The sequence below is a fragment of the Actinomyces oris genome (assembly GCF_001553935.1).
Taxonomy (GTDB): Bacteria; Actinomycetota; Actinomycetes; order Actinomycetales; family Actinomycetaceae; genus Actinomyces; species Actinomyces oris_A.
The window spans coordinates 547,161-572,358 of record NZ_CP014232.1 but is presented as its reverse complement, the minus strand read 5'-3'; the positions used below and the strand labels follow the sequence as shown (position 1 = coordinate 572,358).

Annotated in this window: 17 protein-coding genes; 2 read left to right on the top strand and 15 right to left on the bottom strand. The window is 69.3% G+C overall.

Annotated elements, in window-relative coordinates; translation table 11 throughout:
• The first annotated feature begins 18 nt into the window (after window positions 1–18).
• Window positions 19–1,011 carry an aspartate aminotransferase family protein gene (locus AXE84_RS02525; RefSeq protein ID WP_236750109.1) on the top strand — a complete coding sequence of 331 codons (993 nt, stop codon included), beginning with the start codon at window positions 19–21 and terminating at the stop codon, window positions 1,009–1,011.
• On the top strand, window positions 1,011–1,388 hold the full coding sequence (locus tag AXE84_RS13160; RefSeq protein WP_236750108.1) for a hypothetical protein: 378 nt from the start codon (window positions 1,011–1,013) through the stop codon (window positions 1,386–1,388). The genes AXE84_RS02525 and AXE84_RS13160 overlap by 1 nt, the downstream gene beginning before the upstream one ends.
• An 89-nt stretch (window positions 1,389–1,477) precedes the next feature.
• Here AXE84_RS13160 and AXE84_RS02520 read toward each other — a convergent pair whose 3' ends face one another.
• The 15 genes from AXE84_RS02520 to AXE84_RS02450 form a co-directional block, all read right to left on the bottom strand.
• Complete coding sequence (locus AXE84_RS02520) at window positions 1,478–1,984, bottom strand: ClbS/DfsB family four-helix bundle protein (RefSeq protein WP_060956711.1); 507 nt, start codon at window positions 1,982–1,984, stop codon at window positions 1,478–1,480.
• Window positions 1,985–2,161: 177 nt separating this feature from the next.
• Window positions 2,162–3,394, bottom strand: a complete 1,233-nt coding sequence (locus AXE84_RS02515) for an integrase core domain-containing protein (protein WP_060956710.1) — start codon at window positions 3,392–3,394, stop codon at window positions 2,162–2,164.
• Window positions 3,395–3,608: 214 nt separating this feature from the next.
• On the bottom strand, window positions 3,609–5,180 hold the full coding sequence (locus AXE84_RS02510; RefSeq protein ID WP_060956709.1) for a peptide MFS transporter: 1,572 nt from the start codon (window positions 5,178–5,180) through the stop codon (window positions 3,609–3,611).
• A gap of 201 nt (window positions 5,181–5,381) precedes the next feature.
• Window positions 5,382–6,965 (bottom strand): peptide MFS transporter, encoded by a 1,584-nt coding sequence (locus AXE84_RS02505; RefSeq protein WP_208854569.1) that lies wholly within the window; start codon window positions 6,963–6,965, stop codon window positions 5,382–5,384.
• A gap of 373 nt (window positions 6,966–7,338) precedes the next feature.
• On the bottom strand, window positions 7,339–8,607 hold the full coding sequence (locus AXE84_RS02500; RefSeq protein WP_060956707.1) for an alpha-hydroxy acid oxidase: 1,269 nt from the start codon (window positions 8,605–8,607) through the stop codon (window positions 7,339–7,341).
• A gap of 397 nt (window positions 8,608–9,004) precedes the next feature.
• Window positions 9,005–10,465: a mannitol dehydrogenase family protein gene (locus tag AXE84_RS02495; protein WP_236750206.1), complete on the bottom strand. Its 1,461-nt coding sequence runs from the start codon at window positions 10,463–10,465 to the stop codon at window positions 9,005–9,007.
• A 273-nt stretch (window positions 10,466–10,738) separates the two neighbouring features.
• Window positions 10,739–11,389 carry a LutC/YkgG family protein gene (locus AXE84_RS02490; RefSeq protein WP_060956706.1) on the bottom strand — a complete coding sequence of 217 codons (651 nt, stop codon included), beginning with the start codon at window positions 11,387–11,389 and terminating at the stop codon, window positions 10,739–10,741.
• Entirely contained in the window at window positions 11,389–13,122 is a 1,734-nt protein-coding gene (locus tag AXE84_RS02485; protein WP_060956705.1) for a LutB/LldF family L-lactate oxidation iron-sulfur protein, read from the bottom strand. The genes AXE84_RS02490 and AXE84_RS02485 overlap by 1 nt, the downstream gene beginning before the upstream one ends.
• On the bottom strand, window positions 13,119–13,949 hold the full coding sequence (locus AXE84_RS02480; RefSeq protein ID WP_060956704.1) for a (Fe-S)-binding protein: 831 nt from the start codon (window positions 13,947–13,949) through the stop codon (window positions 13,119–13,121). The genes AXE84_RS02485 and AXE84_RS02480 overlap by 4 nt, the downstream gene beginning before the upstream one ends.
• 1,192 nt (window positions 13,950–15,141) lie before the next feature.
• On the bottom strand, window positions 15,142–15,963 hold the full coding sequence (locus AXE84_RS02475) for an RCC1 domain-containing protein (RefSeq protein ID WP_060956703.1): 822 nt from the start codon (window positions 15,961–15,963) through the stop codon (window positions 15,142–15,144).
• A gap of 262 nt (window positions 15,964–16,225) precedes the next feature.
• The gene (locus AXE84_RS02470) at window positions 16,226–17,935 is read right to left on the bottom strand and encodes an L-lactate permease (RefSeq protein ID WP_060956702.1); all 1,710 of its coding nucleotides are present in this window, start codon (window positions 17,933–17,935) and stop codon (window positions 16,226–16,228) included.
• 426 nt (window positions 17,936–18,361) lie between these two features.
• A complete protein-coding gene (locus AXE84_RS02465) occupies window positions 18,362–20,434 on the bottom strand; it encodes a heavy metal translocating P-type ATPase (RefSeq protein ID WP_081093027.1) in 2,073 nt (690 codons plus the stop codon).
• A gap of 229 nt (window positions 20,435–20,663) precedes the next feature.
• On the bottom strand, window positions 20,664–22,199 hold the full coding sequence (gene glpK, locus AXE84_RS02460) for a glycerol kinase GlpK (RefSeq protein ID WP_060956701.1): 1,536 nt from the start codon (window positions 22,197–22,199) through the stop codon (window positions 20,664–20,666).
• Window positions 22,200–22,289: 90 nt separating this feature from the next.
• Entirely contained in the window at window positions 22,290–23,057 is a 768-nt protein-coding gene (locus AXE84_RS02455; RefSeq protein ID WP_010614479.1) for an MIP/aquaporin family protein, read from the bottom strand.
• Between the two features lie 167 nt (window positions 23,058–23,224).
• A complete protein-coding gene (locus AXE84_RS02450) occupies window positions 23,225–25,024 on the bottom strand; it encodes a glycerol-3-phosphate dehydrogenase/oxidase (RefSeq protein WP_060956700.1) in 1,800 nt (599 codons plus the stop codon).
• Window positions 25,025–25,198: the final 174 nt, after the last annotated feature.

The window sequence follows — 25,198 nt, the reverse complement described above, 5'->3', positions numbered from 1 at the left end:
ACCACGAAGGAGTGACCAATGAGCATCAACATGGAGCGAGTCGCTGAGCTGACGGAGATCGAGTCCAAGCGCCTCAATGAACGGACCAAGGGGTCCGGCGACATGTACAACCGCGCGAGGAACAGCCTTTCCGGCGGAGTCGCCTCCTCGTACCAGCTGCGCGAGCCCTGGCCCATTTACCTCGAACGGGGGCAGGGGCCGAAGGTCTGGGATGTTGACGGCAACGAGATGTGGGACTTCCACAACGGCTTCGGATCGATGCTTCAGGGGCATGCCCACCCGGTGATCGGAGAAGCCATTCAGGAGCGGTACGGCAAGGGCACCCACTTCGCCGCCCCGACCGAGGACGCCCTGGCGGTGGCGGAGAACCTCTCGAGCAGGTGGGGGCTGCCGAAGTGGCGCTACACGAACTCGGGCTCGGAGTCCACGATGGATGCCATCCGCATCGCACGTGCCTACACCGGTCGCGACACGGTCATGAAGATCTTCGGCTCCTACCACGGGCACCACGACACCGTCATGGTCTCGATCGGCGTCGAGTACGACAAGATCGGTGACCGTGACAACCTGGCATCGCTGCCCTACGGAGGCGGCATTCCCGACGCCACCGTCCAGATGACGGTGCCGGTTCCCTTCAACGATGCCGAGGCCATGGAGCGCCGCATCATCCGGCTGACTGATGAGGGGCGTAAGCCCGCCTGCGTCATCATGGAGCCGGCCATGATGAACCTGGGCGTCGTGCTGCCGGAACCGGGATATCTGGAGCAGGTCCGCGAGATCACCCGGCGACATGGCGTCGTCCTGATCTTCGATGAGGTCAAGACCGGCCTGTGCATCGGTCCGGGCGGCGCCACCCAGCGCTTCGGAGTGACTCCCGACCTGGTGACCATGGCCAAGGCCCTCGGTGGCGGTCTGCCCTCGGGCGCCATCGGAGGCACCGAGGAAGTCATGTCCGTGGTGGAGGACCACACCGTCTTCCAGGTCGGCACCTACAACGGTAACCCCTGGTGATGGCCGCAGTGCGGGCCAACCTGGAGAAGGTCCTCAACCCGGAGGCATACGCCCACCTCGACCACCTCAACGATCGCATTCTCGCGGGTTGCACGGAGGTCATTGAGCGCTACAACCTTCCGGGCTACGCGGTGGGCGTCGGCGGCAAGGGGTGCGTCACCTTCTCCCCCAAGAAGGTCGTCGACTACGAGTCCTTCAAGGAGCACCAGAACGCGGAGCTGTCCGAGCTCGCGTGGCTGTTCAACATGAACCGGGGGATCTTCATGACTCCGGGCCGCGAGGAGGAGTGGACCCTGTCAGTGACCCACACGGACGAGGCGATCGACGCCTACGTCAGCTGCTTCGAGGAGCTCGCTGAGGCGATCACCTCCAAGTGACGTCAGCACTCTCTGATCTCATGGGGGCCACCGAAGACGTCGGTGGCCCCCATGAATCGTGTCCTACCCGCGGTGGCGCTCGGTGGCACTCAGTGGCGTTTCCAGGCGCGGATCCTCGTGCGGAAGGAGGTGAAGGGCGCCACCGTGTTGATATGCACCCACGTGGCCACCGGCCAGGCCGACGGCGTCGAGGAGGCCCACGCCCGCTGCCCGGAGGTGAAGAGCTCCTCGCGACTCAGCGATGCCACGAGGGCGACGACGTCGTCGCCCCTGTCCCGAAAGGCCTCCTGAAGACGGGGCAGGGAGGCGTCACGCCACTGCTCGTAGAAGGCGCTGTAGAGATCGCCGAGTCGGTTCCACCGGTACCCGGGAGCGGGCGTGACCACCTCGCGTCCGGCCTGCTCATCGCGCTCCCAGCCCAGTAGCAGGTCCATCCACCCCAGCTGGTAGGCGAGCATCTGCGCCGGCGTGCGGTCCACCCCGTCCTTGAGCGTGTGGAGTTCGGAGGCGGGGACGTCGTCGAACTCGGCGATGAACAGCTCAGCGCGCTTGCGGATCTCCGCGATGAGCTCCTCACCGGAGGCGTAGTCCTTCACGGCGGTTCCCTTCTCCATCCTTGCCGGCCCGCCGGTGGCAGTCGGAGGCGTGCGATCGTAGGTTAACCCTCGGGTTCGTACCCTTAACCTCTGTGCTGTCTCCTCACTTCTGAGACATTTGGGGGTCATGACTTCTGAGACGTTTGGGTGTCATGACTTCTGAGACACTGGTTGGGGTTATGACCTGTGAGACGTTCGGGGGCGTCGGGGTGGGAGCGGGATGAGTCTGTAGGGCGGTTTCTTGGTGTCGATGGTGGAGCGGTTGCCTTGCTGCCTCTGGGTGGGTTGGGGCCAGGGCAGGGACACGAAGCGGCGTCCGTCGGGGTCGTAGAGGTCCAGGCGCGTGGTGTACTCGATCAGGGTGACCTCGACGCCGCGCATGGTCTGGCCCAGTGACAGTGCACGGTCCTTGTAGGACACGCACCCGTTGGACATCACGGTGCGTCGGGCGCGGTCCACGGCCTGGTCGGGATCGGCGGGGTCGGGCAGGCTGATGGGGCCGCCGCCGGCTGGTAGGCGCTCCAGGTCGATGGGGGCTGGGCTGGCTAGCGCCCTGGGGGTCTGAGCCCATACCCTCAGCGGGGTCAGTGCGACGCCGTGGCCCTGGTGCTGGCGTTCGGTGTTGTAGTAGCTGGTGAAGCGGTCCAGCTCGGCGTTGAGCTCCTCAAGGGTGCTGGCCGGGTGGGCGCGCAGCCAGGCGGCTGCCGGCTGGTGGGAGCGCTCGACCTTGCCCTGGGTCTGAGGGTGGCCCACCCGCCCGCTGATGGGACGCACCCCCAGGGATGCCAGCCACTTCTCGGTGGCTCCCGGGCCAGTGATGCGGCTGGTGTTGAACGCCAGTGCGTTGTCCGACAGGATCGCCGCCGGGCGCCCCCAGGTGGCGAAGGCCTCCTCAAGGACCATGCGGGTGCCTGCCACGCTCTCACCGCCCCAGCAGGCCCTCAGGGCGGTGATGACCCGCGAGCAGTCGTCAACGACCTGGTAGACGGTCACCAGATGGTCCTCCAGGTGCCATTGGAAGCCGTCGATCTGCCACAGCTCGTTGGCCGCGCTGCGGGTGAAGCGCTTGTACGACGTCCTGGGCCGCTTGCGCGGGGCGGGGACCACCAGGCCGGCTCTGCGTAGGCTGCGGGCGATCGTCGCGCGCGAGGGAGCCGGAACGCTGGCGCCCTGGCTCATCACCCACCACACCGAGGCCGGACCCGCCTCCCGGCCGGCGGCGAGCAGGTCGGCGCGAACCTGGGCGATGCGCTCATCAGTGCCCTGGTCCCACACCCGCGCCGGGTGGCGCGGGGCCCGTGAACGCGGTGTCAGCGCGGCAGCCAGGCCCTCGTGCTCAGCGCGTCGGCGTATCCGGTAGAACGAGGCCCGGGAGATACCCACCTGAGCGCAGAACTCCTCCACGCTCATCCCACTGGTCCTGGAGTCAAAACCTATGACCTGCTCACGCCGAGACGGCGAAATCGAGTTACCCATAACCCCAGGCAACCCGCCCCACCAGTGTCTCAGATGTCATGACATCCGAAACTCTCAGAAGTCATGAGACAACACAGTACCCTTAACCTACGAACCCGAGACGTAACCTACGACCGCGCGGCGGCCTAGCCGTGTCTAGTCCTGCGAACTAGCCCTGGGAGGTGACCCCGACGTCGGCCATCTTCCGCTCCGTCCATGGGGCGACGATGAACAGGATGATGGCCACGGCGACCGTGACGACGCCCAGGCCGTAGTAGTAGGTGGAGTTCGCGACGTGCTCCGTCCTGGAGATGATGAAGCCGGCGAGCCCCTGGCCGGTGGCCGTCGTCAGCAGCCACAGGCTCATTGTCTGGGAGGCGAAGTTCTTGGGTGCCAGTGCCGATGTCGTGGACAGTCCCACCGGGGACAGGAAGAGCTCGGCGACGGTCTGGATGATGAAGACCACGGCCAGGAACCACCAGGGTGACAGATTCGCGCCGCCGGTCCAGGTCTGGAAGCCGTAGCCCAGGATGAAGGCCGATAGCCCGATGATGAGCACCGAGATGGCGAACTTCATGATGGTGGACGGGAACCGGCCCGCCCTCCGGGTGAAGAGCCAACCGATGAATGGCGCCAGGATCACGATCGTGGCTGGGTTGATGGACTGGTAGGTCTCGGGGGTGATGGCCCAGCCGAGCCACGGGATACTGCCATCGGTGTTGTCCTTGGCGAAGGTGGCCATCTTGCCGGCCGCCTGCTCGGAGATCATGAAGAACAGGACCGCGCCGATCCACAGGGGGATGTAGGCGCGCAGGTGGGTGCGCTCGCGGGCCGTGACCTTGGGGGAGCGGAACATGAGGACGAAGTAGCCCAGGGCGGCACCTGCCGGGATGATGAGCATGGTCGTGGAGATGGCGTCGAGCAGGCTGCCGGTCAGGGCGCTGAGGACCGCGACGAGTGCGGCCGCGGCCACCACGGTCAGGAGTGAGGCGAGTACGAATCTCCGGCGCTCCTGGGGGCGGATGGGGCTCGGGACGGTGAAGGCGAAGGCGGAGAGCTTGTGGCGGCCGTAGATGAAGGCGATCAGGGCCACCCCCATGCCGACGGCGGCCGAGAAGAAGCCGGCGTGGTAGCCGTAGTGCTCACGCAGCCAGCCGGTCACCAGAGGGGACGCCAGTGATCCGAGGTTGACCGACATGTAGAACAACTGGAATCCAGCGTCGCGCCGCGGGTCGTCGTCATCGTAGAGACCCCCGACGATCGTGGACAGATTCGGCTTGATGAAGCCGGTGCCCACGGCCACCAGCACGATCCCCGTCCAGGCGAGTGCGGGCGTGGGGATGGACAGGCAGATGTGTCCGGCCATGATGACCAGGCCGCCGTAGAGGGTGGACAGCCACGGTCCGATGATGCGGTCGGCGAAGATGCCTCCGGGGATGGCCAGCAGGTAGACGGCCGCACTGTAGGAGGCCAGGATGACCTGCCCGGAGTTGGCGCTCAGGCCCAGGCCGCCGCCGGCCACGGTGTCGGTGATGAAGTACAGCAGGATGGCGCGCATGCCGTAGTAGGAGAAGCGCTCCCACATCTCCACGTTGAGCATCCAGGGCAGTCCGCGGGGGTGGCCGAACAGCCCCCGGTCCTCCTTCGACGGCGTCGTGCGCAGGGTGGCGGGTCGCCACCGACTGGCGATCATCCGACCGGTATCGAGATCGTCCTCGACGGGAGTCGGGGTCGTTGACATGAGACTCTCCCTTCCTGTGGTCAGGTGAGGTGTGCCGCCGGACCGTCAGTGTCCGGTACGAACCACAGGTACCCACGCACCCTACCCCGACCGTGAGGCAATTTCGGGAGAATGTGAAGGCGGCTGAGCGAAGCAGCCCATGAGGTCGGCGAGTCGGGGACGCTCATGGCCCCCTCTGGGATCCATCGGCGGCAGCCGCGCCTAGTCCTGCGCGGCGACCTCGACGTCGGCCATCTGCCGCTGCGTCCACGGGGCGACGGCGAACAGCACCAGGGCCATGAGCAGCGTGGCCACGCCCAGGCCGTAGTAGTAGGTGGCGTCGGAGGCGTTCTCGGTCTGGGCGATGACGAAGCCGGCCACGCCCTGCCCGGTGGCGACGCTGAGCCACCACAGCCCCATCGCCTGGGAGGCGAAGCTCTTGGGGGCCAGGGCGGTCGTCGTGGCCAGGCCGACCGGGGTCAGGAACAGCTCGGCCACGGTCTGGATGACGTAGACCAGCGCCAGGAACCACCAGGGGGACAGGTGCTCCCCGCCCGGCCAGATCTGGAAGCCGTAGCCCAGCATGAGCGCCGAGAGCCCCACGATGAGCACCGCGATGACGAACTTCATGATGGTGGAGGGGAACCGGCCCGCCCTCCGGGTGAAAAGCATGCCGATCAGCGGGGCCAGGATCACGATCGCCGCGGGGTTGACAGACTGATAGGCCTCCGCGGTGATCGACCAGCCGAACAGGGGCAGCCGCAGATCCGTGTTGGAGTCGGCGAAGGTGGCCATCTTGCCGGCCGCCTGCTCGGTAATCATGAAGAACAGGACCGCGCCGATCCACAGGGGGATGTAGGCGCGCAGGTGCGTGCGCTCGGGGGCGGTGACCTTCGGGGAGCGGAACATGACCACGAAGTAGGCCACGGCCGCACCGACCGGCACGAGCAGGCCCGCCGTGGCGACGGTGGTCACCAGGTTTCCGGTGATCGCCTTCAGAGCGGCCACGACAGCGCCGACGGCGACCAGGACGCCGAGGGAGCCCAGCAGCAGTCGCCGGCGCTCCTGGGGGCGGATGGGGCTCGGGACGGTGAAGGCGAAGGCGGAGAGCTTGTGGCGACCGTAGATGAAGGCGCCCAAGGCGAAGGCCATGCCGACGGCGGCCGAGGAGAAGCCGGCGTGGTAGCCGTAGTGCTCGCGCAGCCAGCCGGTCAGCAGAGGAGAGGCGAAGGCGCCGACGTTGATGGACATGTAGAACAGCTGGAAGCCGGCGTCGCGCCGGATGTCATCGTCGTCGTAGAGGCCGCCGACGATGGTCGTCAGGTTCGGTTTGATGAAGCCGGTGCCTACGGCCACCAGCACGATTCCCGTCCAGGAGGTCACGGCGCTGGGGATGGTCAGGCAGATGTGTCCGGCCATGATGACGACGCCGCCGTAGAGGGTGGACAGCCAGGGCCCGATGATGCGGTCGGCGAAGATGCCGCCGGGGATGGCCAGGAAGTAGACGGCCATGCCGTAGAGCGCGATGACGACCTGTCCGCTGGTCTCGCTCAGGCCCAGGCCGCCGCGGGCGACCGTGTCGGTGATGAAATAGAGAAGGATGGCGCGCATGCCGTAGTAGGAGAAGCGCTCCCACATCTCCACGTTGAGCATCCAGGGCAGTCCGCGGGGGTGGCCGAACAGTCCCCGGTCCTGCCTCGACGGCGTCGTGCGCAGGCTGCGGGGCCGCCACCGGCTGGAGATGAGACGGCCGGGCCCGGTGAGCTCGTCCTCGCGCTCGTTGACCGCCGTCGCGGGGGCTGACATTGGGCCGGATGTCGAGTCTGACATCGGGCCTGACGTCGAATCGGACTCGGACTGTGCCATGGCGCTGTCCCTTCCTCGGGGCGGTGGCCACTCGGGGCCGGCCGCAGGGGTGATCCAGGGCGCCGGGTGCTCCGTCTGACGTGAGGGGGCACAGACCTGTCGCCGAGGTCAGAAGTGATGGTGCCCAGACCATAGCGCCCGGCCTGTTTCCGGCATGCTTCCGGTTCTTGGGCAGACGACGGCGGCCCCGGAGAAGTGACCACTGGGGTCTCTTCTCCGGGGCCACCGGGTACCGCCGCGCCGGGCGGATGACGGGGACTCCTCCGACGACGCGCGGAGGGGCAGGTCGGTAGGACTGCGCGGGTCGGGGCCCTCAGCGGCCCAGGGCGTCGGCTGCGGCCTTGACGTTCGGGCGCACCGGGGTCAGGCGGGTCAGCTGGGTGACGTGGCGCGGCTCGAGCTCGTCCAGGCTGGAGACGCCCAGGAGCTTCATGGTGCGGATGACCTCGTCGGAGAGGATCTCGATCATGCGGTCCACGCCCTCGCGCCCGCCGGCCATGAGGCCGTAGAGGTAGGCGCGGCCCACGAGCCCGAACTTGGCCCCCAGGGCGACGGCGGCCACGACGTCGGCGCCGTTCATGATGCCGGTGTCGACCATGATCGTGGCGTCCTTGCCGACCTCCCGGACCACCTCGGGCAGGAGGCGGAAGGGGATGGGGGCGCGGTCGAGCTGGCGCCCGCCGTGGTTGGACAGCAGGACGCCGTCGACGCCCAGGTCGATGAGGCGCTTGGAGTCCTCCACCGTCTGCACGCCCTTGATGACGATCTTGCCCGGCCACATGGAGCGGATGACCTTGAGGTCCTCGTCGCTGATGGTGGGGTCCATGGCGTTGTCGAGCAGCTCGCCCACGGTGCCGCCGGTGGACTTCAGGGAGGCGAACTCCAGCTTGGGCGTGGTCAGGAAGTCGTACCACCACCACGGGCGGGGGATCGCGTTGAGGACGGTGCCGGCCGTGATCTGGGGAGGGATGGAGAAGCCGTTGCGCTTGTCGCGCAGGCGGGCCCCGGCCACGGGGGTGTCCACGGTGAACATGAGGGTGTCGAAGCCGGCGGCCGCGGCACGCTCGACCAGCCCGTAGGAGATCTCGCGCTGGCGCATGACGTAGAGCTGGAACCAGTTGCGCCCGTGGGGGTTGGCGGCCTTGACGTCCTCGATGGAGGTGGTGCCCAGCGTGGACAGGGTGAAGGGGATCCCGGCGGCGCCGGCGGCCCCGGCCCCGGCGACCTCGCCCTCGGTCTGCATGAGGCGGGTGAAGCCGGTGGGCGCGATACCGAAGGGCATGGCCGAGCGTCCGCCCAGGATTTCGCAGGAGGTGTCGACGTCGATGGCCGGGCGCAGGATGTCGGGGTGGAACTCGATGTCGCGGAAGGCCTGGCGGGCGCGGCGCAGGGAGACCTCACCCTCGGCGGCGCCGTCGGTGTAGTCGAAGGCCGCGGCCGGAGTGCGGCGCTTAGCGATCTTGCGCAGGTCCCAGGTGGTCAGTGCGGCGTCGAGGCGGCGACGCCTGGGGTTGAGCTCGGGCGTCTTGAAGTGGAGCAGCTCGAAGATCTCGCTCGGGTTGGGCAGCTGGCGCTTGACCATAGGAACCTCATCGGTGAGTCGGATTCTGGACGCTCCGCGCGGCGCGGAGTGCTCGTGGAGGCGGCCGGCCCCCGTGGCCGGCACTGAGGTCCACGAACCACCTCATGCTATGGGACAAAGGTCACCGAAGCAAGGATAGCCTAAGCAATCCGTCTAACGGGAGGGAGAGATTCTTAATTTCTGCGAGGCGCCAGTCTCTCCGGTGAGGCGGCGTCTGCTCGACGGCGGGGGACAATCCACGCGGCCGGGTGCGTGTCCTTCCAGCCAGGGGCATACGACGCCGTCGGGGACAGGAATCCTGCACCCGGACGCGCGCGATGTCCCCGCCGGGAGCGGCACGTCCCCGGACGCGTCGAATGTCCCCGACCGCAGGACGGCGGGGGCCGACAGCCCGGGCCTAGGCCGCCCGGGTGTGGCCGGCCAGGGCTCGCAGACGCTCCCGCGCCCCCTGGCGCCGCAGGGCCTCGAGCTCCTCGACGAAGGTGCGTCGGAAGCGCTTGTTGGTCGCCAGGTCCCCGAAGACCCCCTCGTGGGAGATGAAGGCCGTCTCGTGACCGGACCTCTGCGCGGCAGCCAGGAGCAGCAGCTCGTCGGCCAGCGGGTCGTCGATGGCGATCGCCTTGCCGGTCTCGTCGACGCCCTCATCGCCCAGCGCCCAGGCCGCCACCATCGCCGTTCCCAGGCGGATCGGCCCGCCGGCGGTGAGGTTGTCGCGCACCGTGCCCAGGACGAACTTCGGCATCCGGCTGGAGGCGTCCTGCGCCAGGCGGAAGAGCGTGTCTGCGATCGCCTCGTTGGTGAAACGCTTGAAGAGCGTGCTGATGTAGTCGTCCAGGTCGATCCCCGGCACCGAGCGCAGGGTGGCCCGCGCCTCGCGCTCAAGATAGGCCCTCACCCAGGCGGCGATATCCGCATCGGCCGCGGCCTCGTGCGCGTACTCGATCCCCAGCAGCCGCCCCCAGTGGGCCAGCCCCTGGTGGGAGGCGTTGAGCAGACGCAGTTTCATGAGCTCGTAGGGGACGACGTCGTCGACCATCTGCACCCCGACCTCCTCCCACGGGGGCCGCCCGGCTGGGAAGTCGTCCTCGATCACCCACTGGGTGAAGGGCTCGCAGACCACCGGCCAGGCGTCCTCCACACCGAGTGCCCGTTGCAGCTCGGCGACGTCAGCCCGCGTGGTGCGCGGGGTGATGCGGTCCACCATGCAGCTGGGGAAGGCGACGTTCCCGTCGATCCAGTCCGCCAGCTCAGGGTTGCTCATCGCGGCCTGGCAGACCACCGCCGTGCGAGCCGCCTTCCCGTTACCGGGCAGGTTGTCGCAGCTCATGATCGTCAGCGGAGCGATCCCCGCCTCCCGACGACGCCTCAGCGCCTCAACGATGTAGCCGAAGGCGGTCGTGGGCTCGCCCGGGTGCTCGGCGTCATGGACGGCTCCGGGTGCCTCAGTGCGGAACGCGGCGGTGGCATCGTCAACGTTGTAGCCGCCCTCGGTGACCGTCAGCGAGACGATCTGGGTGGTCGGTGCGCTCAGGAGGGCCAGGACGACCTCGGGGTCGTCGGGGGCGAAGAGGTAGTTGTGGATCGAGCCGATGACCGCTGGATCGCGCAGCCCACCGGGATGCTTGAGCACCAGGGTGTAGAGGTGGTCCTGAGCCGCCAGCACGTCACGCATCCGGGCGTCCCCGGGCAATAGGCCGACGCCGCAGATCCCCCACTCCAGGCAGGATCCGCCCGCTGCGGCGGCTGCTCCGCCGCCGGGGCCGGATCCGGCGCGCCGGCGCATGAGCCGGTCGAGGTAGGCGGCCTCGTGGGCGCGGTGGAAGCCGCCCACGCCGATGTGGACGATCCCGGTGGTCATGGCGGAGCGGTCGTAGTCGGGGGCCAGGGGTGACTCAGTCAGTGAGATGGTCAAGAAGAGGTCCTTTCCGCGCTGCCACCAGTGGCCTTCAGTCAACCCGGCCTCCTTGGAAATCCGGTGGGCGTCCACTCCGGGAGGCCTCAGCGGAACGGTCCGCCCCTCGCCCTGATCCCCGTGAAACTCTTGCGGGAGCAGGGAAGAGACGATAAGACTCCGCGCCGCCCGAGCAGTGAGCAATCGGGCGACGCGGAGTGAGAGCGGTCTTGATGAACCTCAGTGGGCGATGACGACGCGCAGGTTGCGCGGGCCGTGCACGCCGTTGACACGCACCAGCTCGATGTCGCTGGTGGCCGAGCCGCCGGCGATCCACGTCATCGGGCGCGTGGGGTGCTCTCCCAGGACGTCGACGGCCTGCGGCACCGTCGGCATAATCGTCTCGCGCTCCAGGACCACGACGTGCTTGTCCGGCACCAGCGAGATGGCCCGGCGGCCCTGGTCCGGCTCGCCGTCGAGGACGATCGTCCCCGAGATCGAGATGCCCACCCGCGAGCAGGTCAGAACGGCGTCGATCTCATTGAGGTCGAGGGTGGCGATGGCCTCCTCGCGGGAGTCCTCCACCACGGTGCGGCCGTTGCGCGCTGCCGCCTTCTTGTAGTCCTCGGGCAGTCCGGCGGGGACGACGACGGAGCGCGCCTCGCCGAGCAGCTCGTCGATGGCATCCAGGATCGCCGCGTCCTTAGGGGCGACGATGACCTCGGCCGAGTAGTCCTCGAGCTTCTCGATCATCTCGTCAACGACGGGCTTGGAGCCGGGGGGATTCTCCCCGGAGCGGATGTAGTTGCGCGGGATCGGCCCCACCGGTCGGGTCTGGGACCGCGAGATCGCGTCGCGGGCGCGGGCCAGGATCGCGGACTTCGCATCCATCACAGCTCCTCCTCGCTGGTCGAGCCGGCCGGGGCCTGGGTGGCGGGTGCCTCCGGGGCGATCGGCTCAGGGTTGTTGATGGCCGAGCGTGCGTCCAGCGCGGCCGGGGTGGGCTCGCCGTCGGCGCTCGCGCTGCCGGACACCGGCTTGCCAGGAGGCGGGGGCGGGTCGGCCGGGAAGCCGTCCGCGTGACCGCGGCCGCTCTGGGCGCCGACGACCTGGCTCAGAGGGGTCTCGCCTTCGGGGTGAGTGCGCTTCCACCACTGGCGGAAGGTCTCCGAGGGGGCCACCGGCAGGTCGCGCGCCCCGGTCCACAGGGAGGCCGGGAAGGGCAGGGCACCGATCTTGCCCTCCTTGCCGCCCAGCAGCGCCGAGGCCTTGACCGTCTGCGAGGCGGCCGCCCACAGCGAGCTCTTCGACATCACCGGGGCCGAGACGTTCATGGCCACATCCCACACGTCCGGCACCGCGCGGCGCTTGACGTCCACGGAGCGGGCCCGCAGGTGGATGAGGATCGTAGGGATGTCGATCTTGACCGGGCACACCTCGCCGCAGGCCCCGCACAGGGAGGAGGCGAAGGGCAGGGTGTGGACCGGGTCGTCGTCGGCCAGCCCCTGAGTGAGCTGGGGTGTGATGATCGAGCCGATCGGGCCGGGGTAGACCGAGCCGTAGGCATGCCCACCGGTGTGCTGGTAGACGGGGCAGATGTTCATGCACGACCCGCAGCGGATGCAGGCCAGGGCCTGGCGGCCCACCGGGTCGGCCAGGGTCTTGGTGCGCCCGTTGTCCATGAGCACCAGGTGGAACTCCTTGGGGCCGTCGCCCTCGGTGACACCGGTCCACATGGAGGTGTAGGGGTTCATGCGCTCACCGGTGGCCGAGCGCGGCAGGAGCTGGGAGAAGATCTCCACGTCCTGGAAGCGAGGCACGAGCTTCTCGATGCCCATGAGGGTGATGAGCGTGTCCGGCAGGGTCAGGCACATGCGCCCGTTGCCCTCGGACTCGTAGATCGAGACCGTGCCGGTCTCGGCCACACCCATGTTCGTTCCGGAGACGGCCACCGAGGCGTGCAGGAACTTGTTGCGCAGGTGCGAGCGGGCCGCGGCCGTGAGCTCCTTGGGGTCGTCGGAGAGGTCCGCGGGGGCGTCCTCCATACGGTCCAGGAAGATGCCGCGCACCTCGGAGCGGTTGCGGTGGATCGCGGGCACCACGATGTGCGAGGGCATGTCGTCGGCCAGCTGGACAATCATCTCGGCCAGGTCCGTCTCGTGGGCGGTGATGCCCCGGTCGGCCAGGTACTCGTTGAGGTTCGTCTCCTGGGTGGCCATCGACTTGACCTTGACGATGTCGTCGACGCCCTTGGAGGCGATGATGTCGGTGATGATCCGGTTGGCCTCGGCGGCGTCACGCGCCCAGTGGACGATGCCGCCGCGGGCGGTCACGTTGGCCTCGAACTGCTCCAGCAGCTCGGGCAGGCGCGAGGCCACCTCGAACTTGACGGCCTCCGCGGCGTTGCGCAGGTCCTCCCAGTCGGGCATCTCGGACACGCGGTCGGCGCGCTTGGAGCGGATGGTGCGCGTGGCGTGGCCCAGGTTGCGGCGCATCTGGGTGTTGGCCAGCGTCTTGTGCGCGCCCTCGGGGAAGGTGGGTCCCCAGCGCAGCGTGTCCTCGGGCTGCTCGACCTCGGTGCGCCACCCGCCCGTGTGGGGCATGCCGAGAAATACCTGTGTCATCGTGCCACCGCCTGTGTGTGCTGAGAGTTACCGGTGTGCTGGACGTGCTTGGGGGCGAAGGAGATGTTGCCCTCGAAGGGCGCGTCCTTGGTGGAGGCCAGGATCTCGGCCAGGTGCATGATGCGCACCCCGGAGTTGACGCGGGACAGGCCACCGCCGATGTGCATGAGGCAGGAGTAGTCGCCGGCGCACAGGACCTCGGCGCGCGTGGACATCACGTTGCTCATCTTGTCGGCGAGCATCGCGGTGGAGGTCTCGGAGTTCTTCATGGAGAAGGTGCCGCCGAACCCGCAGCAGACCTCGGCGTCGGGCAGGTCGATGAGGGTGAGGGCCTCGACGGCCTTGAGGAGGCGGTAGGGGCGGTCGGCGACCTTGGCGACGCGCAGCGAGTGGCAGGTGGGGTGGTAGGTGACCGTGTGCGGGAAGTAGGCGCCCACGTCCTCGGTGCCCAGGACATCGATGAGCAGCTCGGAGAGGTCGTAGGTGTGCGTGGCGATCTGCTCGACCCGCTTGGCCAGGGCCGTGTCACCCACGTGCTCGGCCACGAGGCCCTGCTCGTGACGGGCCGCGCCGGTGCACGAGCCCGAGGGGATGACGATGGCGTCCCACTCGCCGTCGAGCACGGGGGAGAAGGTCTCCACGTGGTTGCGGGTGATCTTGGCGGCCTGCTTGAAGTAGCCGGTGTTGGCGTGCATCTGGCCGCAGCAGACCTGTCCCTCGGGGAAGCAGACCTGGTGGCCGAGGCGCTCCAGGATGGTGACGGTTGCCTGCGCTGCCTGCGGGAACATGGTGTCCGCAAGACAGGTGGCGAAAAGGGCGATTCGCACGATATGCCTCCACGACGTCGTAGCTGAGACTGTCACGAGGACCGCCCGGACTCACCTGCTTCGAAGCAGGATGTGATGCGGCCTCGGCTGCGTCTCAGGCTACGGCCCGGCGGTGGCACTCATCTGACAACGACGCTCTCCCGATCGGTTGGTTCCGCTCTCTGAGGCAGGTTTTCCGTTGAGGTGGCGCCGATCTGTGAGGGGTGAGGGTGGGGTGAGCAGGGGATGGCCGCGGCGTGTGGGAGGTAAGTCCTAGAAGCAGATTGCGTCATGCATTACTGCCCTTATCTGCAATGGGCTTCGAGCAGGCCTCGGTAGGAGTGTGGCCGACGCCGTCGAGAACGCACTTGTGCTGCGAGGACGTACTTTCGCGGCGAGGACTGCGCTTGCCGCCAGAATGCGCGTGCCGGGGCGCAGTCGTCGGTGGGAGAACGCAGTCCTTGGCTGGGAAGTACGTCCCCGATCCGACGTCGGAGGCGCGGGTATACGCACGGCGCCCCCGGAACCGTGAAGGACCCGGGGGCGCCGTCCGTAGGAGTCAGGCTCTGGCGGCCTCAAACGCCCGGCGGCCCCCTGGGCGGCGGTGGCCTGCGGGTTGGCGAACAGAGCCCCGCGCTTGTTGCCGAGCCGGATCCTGTGAGGCCTGTGAGACCCGCGGAGCCCACGACGGCGCCGTCGGCGACTGCGTGAGATGCACGGGACCCAGAGGAATGTGCAGCTATGCGGTCCGCAACTGCGATAGCGCCGAGCTCAGGATGTCAGTGCCGGTTGGCATGATTGGGGCGTCTCCCTTCGGCTCCTTCCCCCGGAACACGTGCAGTGTCCTGGCCGGGGAGGAGAGGAGCTGGGAAGGAGGTGAGGGCCGTGTCCAAGCCGAAAGGCCGGAACGCGAAAGTCCGCCGGGGCAAGGTAACGGCCCGGAAGGTGAGCGAAGTTTTGACCTCTATCGCTCGCCTGATCCGGGCCGTCGGTGTCCTGGTGAATGCCCTGAGCAAGTGGTTCAGCTGAGGCTGACTGCTTGCTAGGGGAGTCGCCCGGCTAGCACCCGGGTGGCTCCCTGCCATTATGACTGGCGCCGCTCCGCCCTGTCCACATCACGACGAGACTCATCAGGAACACCCGTAAAGAGACTCGGTGTCTCACGTAAAACTGCCCGCGACGCCCGTGGACCGTGCCGAGCTTAGGTGAGAGATCAGGCCCCGACTTCGAGCTGGCCGTGACTGTTGGAGCCGGTGGCGACGACGCCGCCGTCGGCGCGCAGGCCCACGGTGTGGGCCGCGCCCGCCGCAATGGCCACGATGTCGTGCCACCGGTTCACCTCGCACTGACCGGCCTCCGACATCCCCGTTGCGACGACGGTCCCATCGGCTCTGAGCCCGACGCTGTGGCAGCTGCCCGCCGCCACAGCGGTGATACCGGTCCAGTTCTCGACCCCCGACCAAAACTCCGGGTGCCCGGCCGCGCGAACAGTGCCGTTGCCCAGCAGGCCGAGGGTATGGAGGTAGCCTGCCGAGACCGCGTGTACTCGGTGCCAGTCCTGCACCTCGCACTGGCCGGCGGTGTTGTTACCGGCCGCGCAGACGCTCCCGTCAGAGCGAACGGCCACCGTGTGCCAGTCGCCGCAGCTGATACCCGTGAGCTCGCGCCAGTGGCCCACCTGCCGTTGCCCCTCGGCGTCGCGGCCGGTGGTCATCAGCGTCCCGTCGATGCGCAGTCCTGCGCTGAATCTCCATCCTGCGGCGATGGCGACGACGTCCCGCCAGTCCCGGACGTCGCACTGCCCCTGTGCGTTCCAGCCGCAGGCCAGCACCGTACCGTCACTGCGCAGGCCCAGCGTGTGGGACCGGCCGGTGTTGGCGGCCACGTGGACGCTGCCCGCCGCCACGGAGACGACGCCTCGCCACTGCGAGACCCGGCACTCTCCGGCGTCATCCGCTCCGACGGCGACCACCTTCCCGTCGGTGAGGCACCGGACGGTGTGCCGGCGTCCAGCGGCCAGGGGAGCATGAGTCATCACGGGGCCTCCTTCGCTCCCATCCCAGCAGAATCGCCTCGCCTTGGCCACCGCAGCCACTGTCGAGAACGTACTTTCGTGACGAGGACTGCGCTTGCGGCCAGAATGCGTGTGCCGGGGCGCAGTCGTCGGTGGGAGAACGCAGTCCTCGGCTGAGAAGTACGTCCCCGATCCGACGTCGGAGGCGTCAGTACGTGCACGGCGCCCCCGGAACCGTGAAGGACCCGGGGGCGCCGTCCGTAGGAGTCAGGCTCTGGCGGCCTCAGACGCCCAGCCCCACCTGGGAGGCCAGGAACACGAGAGCGCCCAGCACCAGCAGCAGCCCGATGGAGTAGGGGGCCGCCTTCTTGAGGATCTCGGCGTCCGTACCGGGGGCGTCCACCGCGGTCGAGGCGATGGCCAGGTTCTGCGGGGAGACGATCTTGCCCAGACCGCCACCGATGGTGTTGGCGGCCAGCAGGATCTTCGGGTCGAGCCCGGCTCCCTGGGCGGCGGTGGCCTGCAGGTTGGCGAACAGGGCGCCCGCGCTCGTCGCCGAGCCGGCCACGGCGGTCCCCACCCAGCCCAGGGCCGGGGAGAGGAAGGCGTAGGCGGCGCCCGTGGCGGCCAGGGCCGCACCGATGGCGGAGGTCTGGCCGGAGAAGTTCATGACGTAGGCCAGGGCCATGACGGCGGCGATCGTCAGGATCGCCATGCGCAGCGTGTAGCAGGTCTTGGCCAGTGTGGCGAAGCCCTTGCCCACGCTCATCTCGAACTTGCCCGGCACCGAGCGCGCCGCGTAGATGAAGGTGACGATGATGGCGGTCAGGAAGATCCAGGTGCCCGGGTTGGACAGGGTCTGAAGGTTGTAGATGGCGCCGGTGGAGGCCTCGCCCTTGGCGTTGAGGAGCTGGCCGTACACGCCGGGCCACTTGATCTTCAGGTCGGTGGCCTTGAATGCCTTGTCGAGGTTGATGCCCAGGGTCCACAGCTTGGTCGTGGCGATGATGACCACCACCAGGACGTAGGGCAGCAGGGCCAGGATGACGCGCTCGCGGTCGGGGGCGTCCTCGGCAGCTACCTGGGAGCGGTACTCCTCAGGGGTCGTGGGGGTCCACACCAGTAGGAAGACGTAGGAGGCGGCCAGGCCCAGCAGGGAGGCCAGCACGGCGGTGAGCTCGTAGGAGATCGAGGGGGTGAAGAAGTGACCCACTCCGGTGGCCAGCCCCGCCACGATCGCCAGTGGCCACAGCTGCTTGACGCCGCGCGCGCCGTCGAGGATGAACAGCAGCAGGAGCGGGATGAAGGCGCAGAACACCCAGGTCAGGTGCCCCATGGCGGTCGCAACCGTCACCGGCTCCTGGCCGCCGAGCTTGCCGGCGGTCGTGGTGGGGATGGCCATGGCGCCGAAGCCCACGTTGATGGCGTTACCGACCATGACGACGACGGCCGCCTTGAGCTTGGGCAGGCCCAGGGTCGCCACCATGGCGGCGGCGATGGCCACCGGGGCGCCGAAGCCGGCCAGACCCTCGAGCAGGCCGCAGAAGGAGAAGGCCACGATGAGGGCCTGGGCGCGCATGTCGCCCTTGCCGATCACGTTGAACACGGCCTTGAGGTCCTTGGAGCGACCCGAGACGTCAGTGAGGTTGTAGAGCCACACGGCCGCGATGATGATGTAGATGATCGGGACGAATCCCAGCGCCATGCCCTGGGTGGCGCTCATGACCGTCATGCCCACCGGCATGTGGAACAGGGTGACCGCGGTGACGGCGGCGATCACCAGGGAGATGATGGCGCACCAGTGGGTGGCCACCTTGAACACGCCCATGAGGACGAAGAACACCACCAGCGGCAGCAGACCCACCGCGGCGGTGAGGTAGACGTTGCCGCCCACGGCAGTGGTCGACGGCGTGAAGGCGGTGGGCAGTCCCGCCAAGGCTGGGACGAGCGGTGCCGGATGCATCGGCAGGGCTGACAGGACGGCTGGCGTCATGGCTACTCCACTGTGAGTACTGATGGGTCGTCCAGGTCGTCAGCGGGGCTAGGTTGGTGGCCGCGCTGCTGCGTCCTGGGTACTAAGGCCCAACGATCATGCCATGGAGACGGTGACTTGTGCACCATATGCGGGGGCCGTGCGCCGTCTTCGCGCATTCTTCCAGCTAAAAATGGGGACGCAGGGCGCGGCGGTCGAGGCGGCCCGGCCACCCGAGTGGCGCCCAGTCTCGCCGGCACGTCATGCACGAGGGTGGGGTGCTACTGGACGAGGGTGGGGTGTACTGCGGGCAGGTGGGGCCTTCGTGCAGTAGGCACGACCCTTGGCCAGTGGATCCCGGCCCTCGTGGAGTAGGGCGGCCCGAGGCGAGGACCGGCCGGCGCGGGTGCTGAGGCCTGTGTCGGTGGGTGTCGGTGGCCGGCCGGCTCAGCGCCTGCGGCGGCGCCGGGGCACCAGCCGGGCCGAGTTGAGGATGAAGGCCGATTCGGAGACGACGTGCACGAGGGCCGCGGCCACCGGCCCCAGCAGCCCCAGCCCGGCAGCGACCATGCCGACGACGTCGACCACCACCGTGCCCACGAAGTTCACCATGATGATGCGCCGGGCCCGGCGGGCCACCCGCACGGTCTCGACCAGGTCGGCCGGGGCGGAGCCCACGAGCACGACGTCGCCGGCCTCGCGGGCCACGTCCGTGCCGGTGCCCATGGCGATGCCGACGTCGGCGGCGCCCAGGGCGGGGGCGTCGTTGACGCCGTCGCCCACCATGGCCACCTGCTTGCCCGCCCGGCGCAGCGAGTCGATGACCTCCTCCTTGTCGGTGGGCAGCAGGTCGGCGCGCACCTGCTCCTCGGTCAGGCCGAGCAGGCCGGCCACGTGGCGCGCGGAGGCGGCCGAGTCGCCGGTGAGCATGAGGACCTCCAGGCCCATGTCACCCAGGTCCCGCACAGCGGCGGCCGCCCCCTGACGCAGCCGGTCGGCCAGGGCGATGGTGCCCAGGAGCTGTCCGTCGGCCCGCACCTCCACCACCGAGGTGGCCGACGGCGCCTCCGGGTCGGACTCAGTGCTCAGGGCGGCCTCGTCGTCGCAGTCGGAGGCGTCCCGCTCCGGTTGGTGCCCTTGCCCCCGGCAGCGTCCCACGGTGATCTGGCGTCCTTCGACGTGGGCGCTCACGCCGGCCCCGGGAGAGTAGGCGACGTCGCCGGGCATCGGTACCGTCAGGTCGCGCACGGCGGCCTCGGCGTAGATGGCCCGGCCGATGGGGTGCTCGGAGTTCCACTCCGCCGCGGCCGCCAGGGCCAGCACCTCGTCCTCCCCGGCGGCGGCCTCGGTGGGGCGGACGCTCACGACCCGGGGCTCGCCGACGGTGAGGGTCCCGGTCTTGTCCATCACCACCGTGTCCACCGCGGAGAGCTGCTCCAGGTGGGTGCCGTCCTTGACGAAGGCCCCGCAACGGGCGGCGCGGGCGATCGCCGCCAGAACCGCCAGGGGAGTGCCCGCGGCCACCCCGCAGGCCCCGGCCACGATGATGACCGAGATCGTGGCGCGCACGTCCCTGGTCACCAGGAAGGTGACGAGGGCCGCCGCCAGCGCCAGGTAGACGATGCGGGCCGCCAGCCGGTCGGCCAGGCGCTGGACCGGTGCGCGCGAGGACTGGGCGTGGCGCACCGCTGCCACGATCCGCCCGTAGGAGGACTCCTCGCCGACCCGCTCCACCTCGAGCTCCAGGGCACCACGGGTGATGGAGCCGGCCGGCACCCGGTCGCCCGGCCCGACCTGCACGGGCAGCGCCTCCCCGGTGATCCGAGACTGGTCGACGTCGGCCCTACCGGTGCGCACGACGCCGTCGACCGGCACCCGGCCCCCGGGACTCAGGGCGATGACCTGCCCCGGGCGGACCTCGTCCAGGGGGACCTCAGTGACCCCGGAGGACTGCGAGGCCTCGGCGGCCTCGGCCGACTCGGCGGACTCAGTGGTCTCCGGGGCCCCCACCACCCGCGCGGTCTGCGGCAGGAAGGACATGAGATCGGTCAGGGCGTCGCGCCCCCGATCCATCGACAGCTCCTCGAGGACCTCGGCGCACAGCGCGAAGACCGTCACGGCCAGGGCGGTCACCCACTCGCCAATGGCGGCGGCCGCCACGATGGCCAGGAGCATCGACAGCTCCATACTCATGCGGCGCTTGCGCAGGTCTTCGGCTGCCTCGACCAGGAGCGGCCAGCAGCCCACCGCCAGCACCACCGCCCCGACGGCGCCCACCGCCCAGCCGGGCGTGCCGGCCGCCCCCGCGATCCAGGCACCCAGTGCCGCCAGGCCCACCACCGCGATGCGCACGACGTCGGCCCACTCGATCCGCTCGAGGATCCCCTCGCCCGTGCGGGCACCTGAGGGGGTGGCGGTGTTGGAGAGCTCGTCGGAGTCATCGACGGGCAGTGCCGGCGTCGAGGCCGACGGGGCCGAGGCGGGCGGGGACACGTGGGCAGCGGGTGGGCGGGCTGTCATGCAGGGACTCCTGGCAGGGGTATGGGAAAGGCTCCCCGGGGCGGGCCGGGGAGTGCCACTCAGGAATCTACCGATCATTCACGGGCCTCGACAGTGTATGAGAGGACTAGTGACGCGCAAGGACGCCGCCGCCGGGCCCGTGGGGAGATGGGCCCGGCGGCGGCGTCCGGGAGACTGGGCGCTCAGGCGGCGCCGGCGAGCGCCGCCTGAGCACTGTCGGACATCGGCCCTACTCGACGACGTCCTCGTCGACCCAGTCCAGGGTGCGCTGGACGGCCTTGTTCCAGTTGCGGAAGAGCCGCTCGCGCTCGGCCTCCTCCATGGTCGGCTCCCAGCGCTTGTCCTCGGCCCAGTTGTCGATGACGTCCTGGGTGCCCGACCAGAAGCCCACCGCGATACCGGAGGCGTAGGCGGCACCCAGCGCCGTGGTCTCGGCGACCTTCGGGCGCACCACGGGCACACCCACCTGGTCGGCCTGGAACTGCATGAGCAGCTCGTCGCGGGTCATTCCGCCGTCGACCTTGAGCTCGGTGAGGGCATGCCCTGAGTCGGCGTTCATGGCCTCGAGGACCTCGCGGGTCTGGAAGGCGGTCGACTCCTCCACGGCCCGGGCGATGTGCGCCTTGTTGACGTAGCGGGTCAGGCCCACCAGGGCGCCGCGGGCGTCAGGGCGCCAGTGCGGGGCGAACAGCCCGGAGAAGGCCGGCACGAAGTAGGCCCCTCCGTTGTCCTCGACGCTGGAGGCCAGGGCCTCGATGTCCTTGGAGTCGGCGATGATGCCCAGGTTGTCGCGCAGCCACTGCACCAGCGAGCCGGCCACGGCGATCGACCCCTCCAAGGCGTAGACGGCCGGCTCGTCACCGATCTGGTAGCACACGGTGGTCAGCAGCCCGTTCTCACTGCGCACCGGGGTGGTGCCCGTGTTCATGAGCATGAAGCAGCCGGTGCCGTAGGTGTTCTTGGCCTGGCCCTTCTCGAAGCAGGCCTGCCCGAAGGTGGCCGCCTGCTGGTCGCCCAGGATGCCGCTGATGGGGGTGTCCACCAGCAGGCCGTTCTTTCGGCCGTAGCCGAAGACGCCCGAGGAGGGGCGGATCTCGGGGAGCATGGAGACGGGGATGCCCATGTCCGCGCAGATCTCCGGGTTCCAGTCCAGGGTGTCGATGTTCATGAGCATCGTGCGCGAGGCGTTGGTGACGTCGGTGGCGTGCACACCGCCGTTGACCCCGCCGGTGAGGTTCCACAGCGTCCAGGTGTCCATGGTGCCCATGAGGAGGTCACCGGCCTCGGCGCGCTCGCGGGCGCCCGCCACGTTCTCCAGGATCCAGGCCACCTTGGGGCCGGCGAAGTAGGTGGCCAGCCCCAGGCCCACGCGGTCCTTGTACTTGTCCGGGCCGTCCTCGCCGGCCAGGCGGTCGCAGATTTTCTGGGTGCGGGTGTCCTGCCAGACGATGACGTTGTAGACGGGCTCGCCGGTGTTCTTGTCCCACACGACGGCGCTCTCGCGCTGGTTGGTGATGCCGACCGAGGCGATCTCGTGGCGGTTGATCTGCGCCTTGACCAGCACCCCTCCGACGACGGAGCGGATGTTGTCCCAGATCTCGTTCGCGTCGTGCTCGACCCAGCCGGCGCGCGGGAAGATCTGCTCGTGCTCCTTCTGGTCGACGGCCACGATCTCGCCGTCGTGGTTGAACAGGATGGCGCGTGAGGAGGTCGTACCCTGGTCGATGGCCAGGACGTACTTCTTCTCAGTGCTGTTGGGGCTCAAAGGAATGTCCTTTCACTGCGTTGTGAGGGGGCGGTGGTGAGGGCTGCGCTGGGCAGCGATGATGTGGATGCGGTCAAGGGTTCTGTGGGCTCAGAACAGCCCGGCGAAGTGGGGGACGATGAGCCCGGCGGCGACGGCGCCGATGAGCGGGCCGACGATCGGGACCCAGGAGTAGGCCCAGTCCGAGCCTCCCTTGCCGGGGATCGGCAGGAGGGCGTGGGTGATGCGCGGGCCCAGGTCACGGGCCGGGTTGATGGCGTAGCCGGTGGGGCCGCCCAGGCTCATGCCGATGACGACGACGACCATGGCCACGGCCAGTGGGCCCAGGCCCGAGGGGGTCTTGCCCGAGGCGATGATCCAGGCCAGCAGGACGAAGGTGCCCACCGCCTCGGTCACGACGTTCCAGCCGTAGGAGCGCACGGCCGGGCCGGTGGCGAAGACGGCGAGCTTGGAGGCGGCGTCGGCCTCCTGGTCGAACTGCTTCTTGTAGGACAGCCACACGGTGGCGGCGCCCGCCATGGCGCCCACCATCTGGGCCGCGCAGTAGACGAGGATGTTGACCGGTGTGGCGGGAATGGTCACCGTTCCGGGCACATCGGGATTCATGTCCACGAGGTTCTGTCCGGCCACCGCCTTGCCGATGGTCACCGCCGGGTTGAGGTGCGCGCCGGTCTTGTAGGCGGCGTAGACACCCACGAAGACTGCCAGACCCCAGGCCATGGTGATGACGATCCAGCCACTGTCCTTGGCCTTGGAGGTGGGCAGCACGACACCGGCGACGACGCCGCAGCCCAGAAGAATGAGGAGAAACGTCCCCAGAGCCTCCGAGGCGAAGATCTGGGTCAGGGTCGCAGACATGTGCGGCTCTCTTTCTGCACGACGGTGTGCGGGTGTACTCGGGACTGCGAGGTCCGGGGTGTGGGTGGTGGGTGGTCGCGGTGCCCGCCTCCGCCGGAATCTGCGGGCACCACGGGGAACCCGCCGGCCGAGCGGTACCGGGTGCGGTCCGCTCGACCAGCAGGAGACTAGATCGGCTCGGTGATGTGCGCCACCGCGGCGGCGTCGGTCAGCTCGGCCTCGGCCGCGGCGATCTGGGCCACGCGCTGGGCGTAGGCCTCCTTCTGGGCGGCGACGTCCTTCTCGGACCAGTTCAGCAGCGGCGCCATGATCGCCAGGATCTCGTCGGCGGCAGCCAGGCCCCGGTCACGGCGCGAGAGGTCCAGGCGCACCCGGCGCAGCAGGACGTCGTCGAGGCTCTCGGCGCCCTCGTGGGTGACGGCCCAGGCGACCTCGGCGCGCAGGTAGGTGGGGGCCTCCGCCAGCGGCTCGCCCAGGCGCTCCTCGGGGCCTGCGGCATCGATGGCCTCCAACAGGGCCGGGGTTTCATCGCCGTAGCGGTCCAGCAGGTGGGTGACCCGCGCCAGGGTCCAGCCGCGCTCGCCGGCGATCCGCCCGGCCCGCTTGGCCAGGGCGTGGTAGCCGGCCGCACCCACCAGGGGCAGCTCCTGCGTGGCGCAGGGGTGGGCGTGGGACAGGGCCTCTCCCAGGGCGTGGTCGACGGCGTCGGAGGCCATGACCCGGTAGGTGGTCAGTTTGCCGCCGGCGATGGCGGTCAGCCCCGGGGCGATCCGGGTGACCGTGTGCTCGCGGGAGACCTTCGTGGAGGCGGCCTCGGCACCCGGCTTGAGCTTGGGCTGGAGCAGGGGGCGCAGGCCCGCGTAGACGCCGATGATGTCGGCGCGAGTGATGGGCCGCGACAGCACGGAGTTGGCGTGCTCGAGGATGTAGTCGACGTCGGCGGCGGTGGCCACGGGTTTGGAGACGTCCAGGTCCCAGGGGGTGTCGGTGGTGCCGATGACCCAGTACTCGGGCCAGGGGATGATGAACAGGACGGACTTCTCGGTGCGCAGGAAGACCCCGGTCTCGGCGTCGATGGCCTCCTTGGGGACCACGATGTGGATGCCCTTGGAGGCCAGGACCTTCAGGCCTCCGGCGTCGGTGGCCAGGTCCTGGACGTCCTCGGTCCACACGCCGGCGGCGTTGATGGTGCGCTTGGCCCGGATCTCGTGGTCGGTGCCGGTGGCCAGGTCGGTGACGCGGGCGCCGTGGACGTGGCCGCGCTCGTCGGTGAGGAAGCCGGTGACCTTCGTGCGGTTGGCGGCCAGCGCCCCCAGGCCGACGGCGGTGCGCACCAGGTCGATGACCAGGCGGGCGTCGTCGACCCGGGCGTCGAAGAAGCGGATGGCGCCGGCCAGGCCGCTGGTGTCCAGGGAGGGGGCCAGGGCGGAGGTGCCCTTGCGGCCCAGGTGGCGCTGGATCGGCACGGTCTTGCGGCCGCGGGAGCCGGCCAGGGCCAGGGCGTCGTACATGCCCACGCCGACCGCGGAGTAGGAGCGCTCGTAGTGGTGCTTGAGCGGCCACAGGAAGGGCTGGGCCTTGACCAGGTGCGGCGCGGTGGTGCTCAGCAGGCGGCCGCGCTCGGTGAGGGCCTCGTGCACGAGGGCGAAGTTGAGCTGGTAGAGGTAGCGCAGGCCGCCGTGGACGAGTTTGGAGGACCATGAGGAGGTGCCCGAGGCCCAGTCGCCCATCTCCACGATGCCGGTGCGCAGGCCGCGGGCCGCGGCGTCCAGGGCGATGCCGGCCCCGGTGACGCCTCCGCCGACGACCAGCACGTCCAGGCCCTCGGCGGAGGCCATCTCCTCCAGGGCGCGCTCGCGCTGGGCGGCGTTGAGCGCGGTGTCCTGGATGGGGGCGGGGTAGGAGGGGCCAGCCGGGCCGGAGCTGCGGGGGGTCTTCTTGGACGAGGGCTTGCGGGTGGAGGTCATGGCTCCTGGGCTCCTACGTGTCGTGAGATCGAAACTGATGGGTCTGTGCTGGGCCGGTCGGCGTTGACCGGGGTGCCGGATGGGAGGCAGATCGGGGCCCGGCTTCCGGTGCCGGGGCCCGCCGCGTTCCCTCGCGCTCGCACGGCCCTGGTGTGGTGGCAGGCACCACTGTCC

Coding starts and splice junctions, on each gene's coding strand:
- AXE84_RS02495 (WP_236750206.1), bottom strand. CDS start 10,465: ATGACCACCGGGATCGTCCACATCGGCGTGGGCGGCTTCCACCGCGCC.
- AXE84_RS02505 (WP_208854569.1), bottom strand. CDS start 6,965: ATGTCAGCCCCCGCGACGGCGGTCAACGAGCGCGAGGACGAGCTCACC.
- AXE84_RS13160 (WP_236750108.1), top strand. CDS start 1,011: ATGGCCGCAGTGCGGGCCAACCTGGAGAAGGTCCTCAACCCGGAGGCA.
- AXE84_RS02515 (WP_060956710.1), bottom strand. CDS start 3,394: ATGAGCGTGGAGGAGTTCTGCGCTCAGGTGGGTATCTCCCGGGCCTCG.
- AXE84_RS02470 (WP_060956702.1), bottom strand. CDS start 17,935: ATGACGCCAGCCGTCCTGTCAGCCCTGCCGATGCATCCGGCACCGCTC.
- AXE84_RS02510 (WP_060956709.1), bottom strand. CDS start 5,180: ATGTCAACGACCCCGACTCCCGTCGAGGACGATCTCGATACCGGTCGG.
- AXE84_RS02475 (WP_060956703.1), bottom strand. CDS start 15,963: ATGACTCATGCTCCCCTGGCCGCTGGACGCCGGCACACCGTCCGGTGC.
- AXE84_RS02500 (WP_060956707.1), bottom strand. CDS start 8,607: ATGGTCAAGCGCCAGCTGCCCAACCCGAGCGAGATCTTCGAGCTGCTC.
- AXE84_RS02490 (WP_060956706.1), bottom strand. CDS start 11,389: ATGGATGCGAAGTCCGCGATCCTGGCCCGCGCCCGCGACGCGATCTCG.
- AXE84_RS02525 (WP_236750109.1), top strand. CDS start 19: ATGAGCATCAACATGGAGCGAGTCGCTGAGCTGACGGAGATCGAGTCC.
- AXE84_RS02450 (WP_060956700.1), bottom strand. CDS start 25,024: ATGACCTCCACCCGCAAGCCCTCGTCCAAGAAGACCCCCCGCAGCTCC.
- AXE84_RS02485 (WP_060956705.1), bottom strand. CDS start 13,122: ATGACACAGGTATTTCTCGGCATGCCCCACACGGGCGGGTGGCGCACC.
- AXE84_RS02455 (WP_010614479.1), bottom strand. CDS start 23,057: ATGTCTGCGACCCTGACCCAGATCTTCGCCTCGGAGGCTCTGGGGACG.
- AXE84_RS02465 (WP_081093027.1), bottom strand. CDS start 20,434: ATGACAGCCCGCCCACCCGCTGCCCACGTGTCCCCGCCCGCCTCGGCC.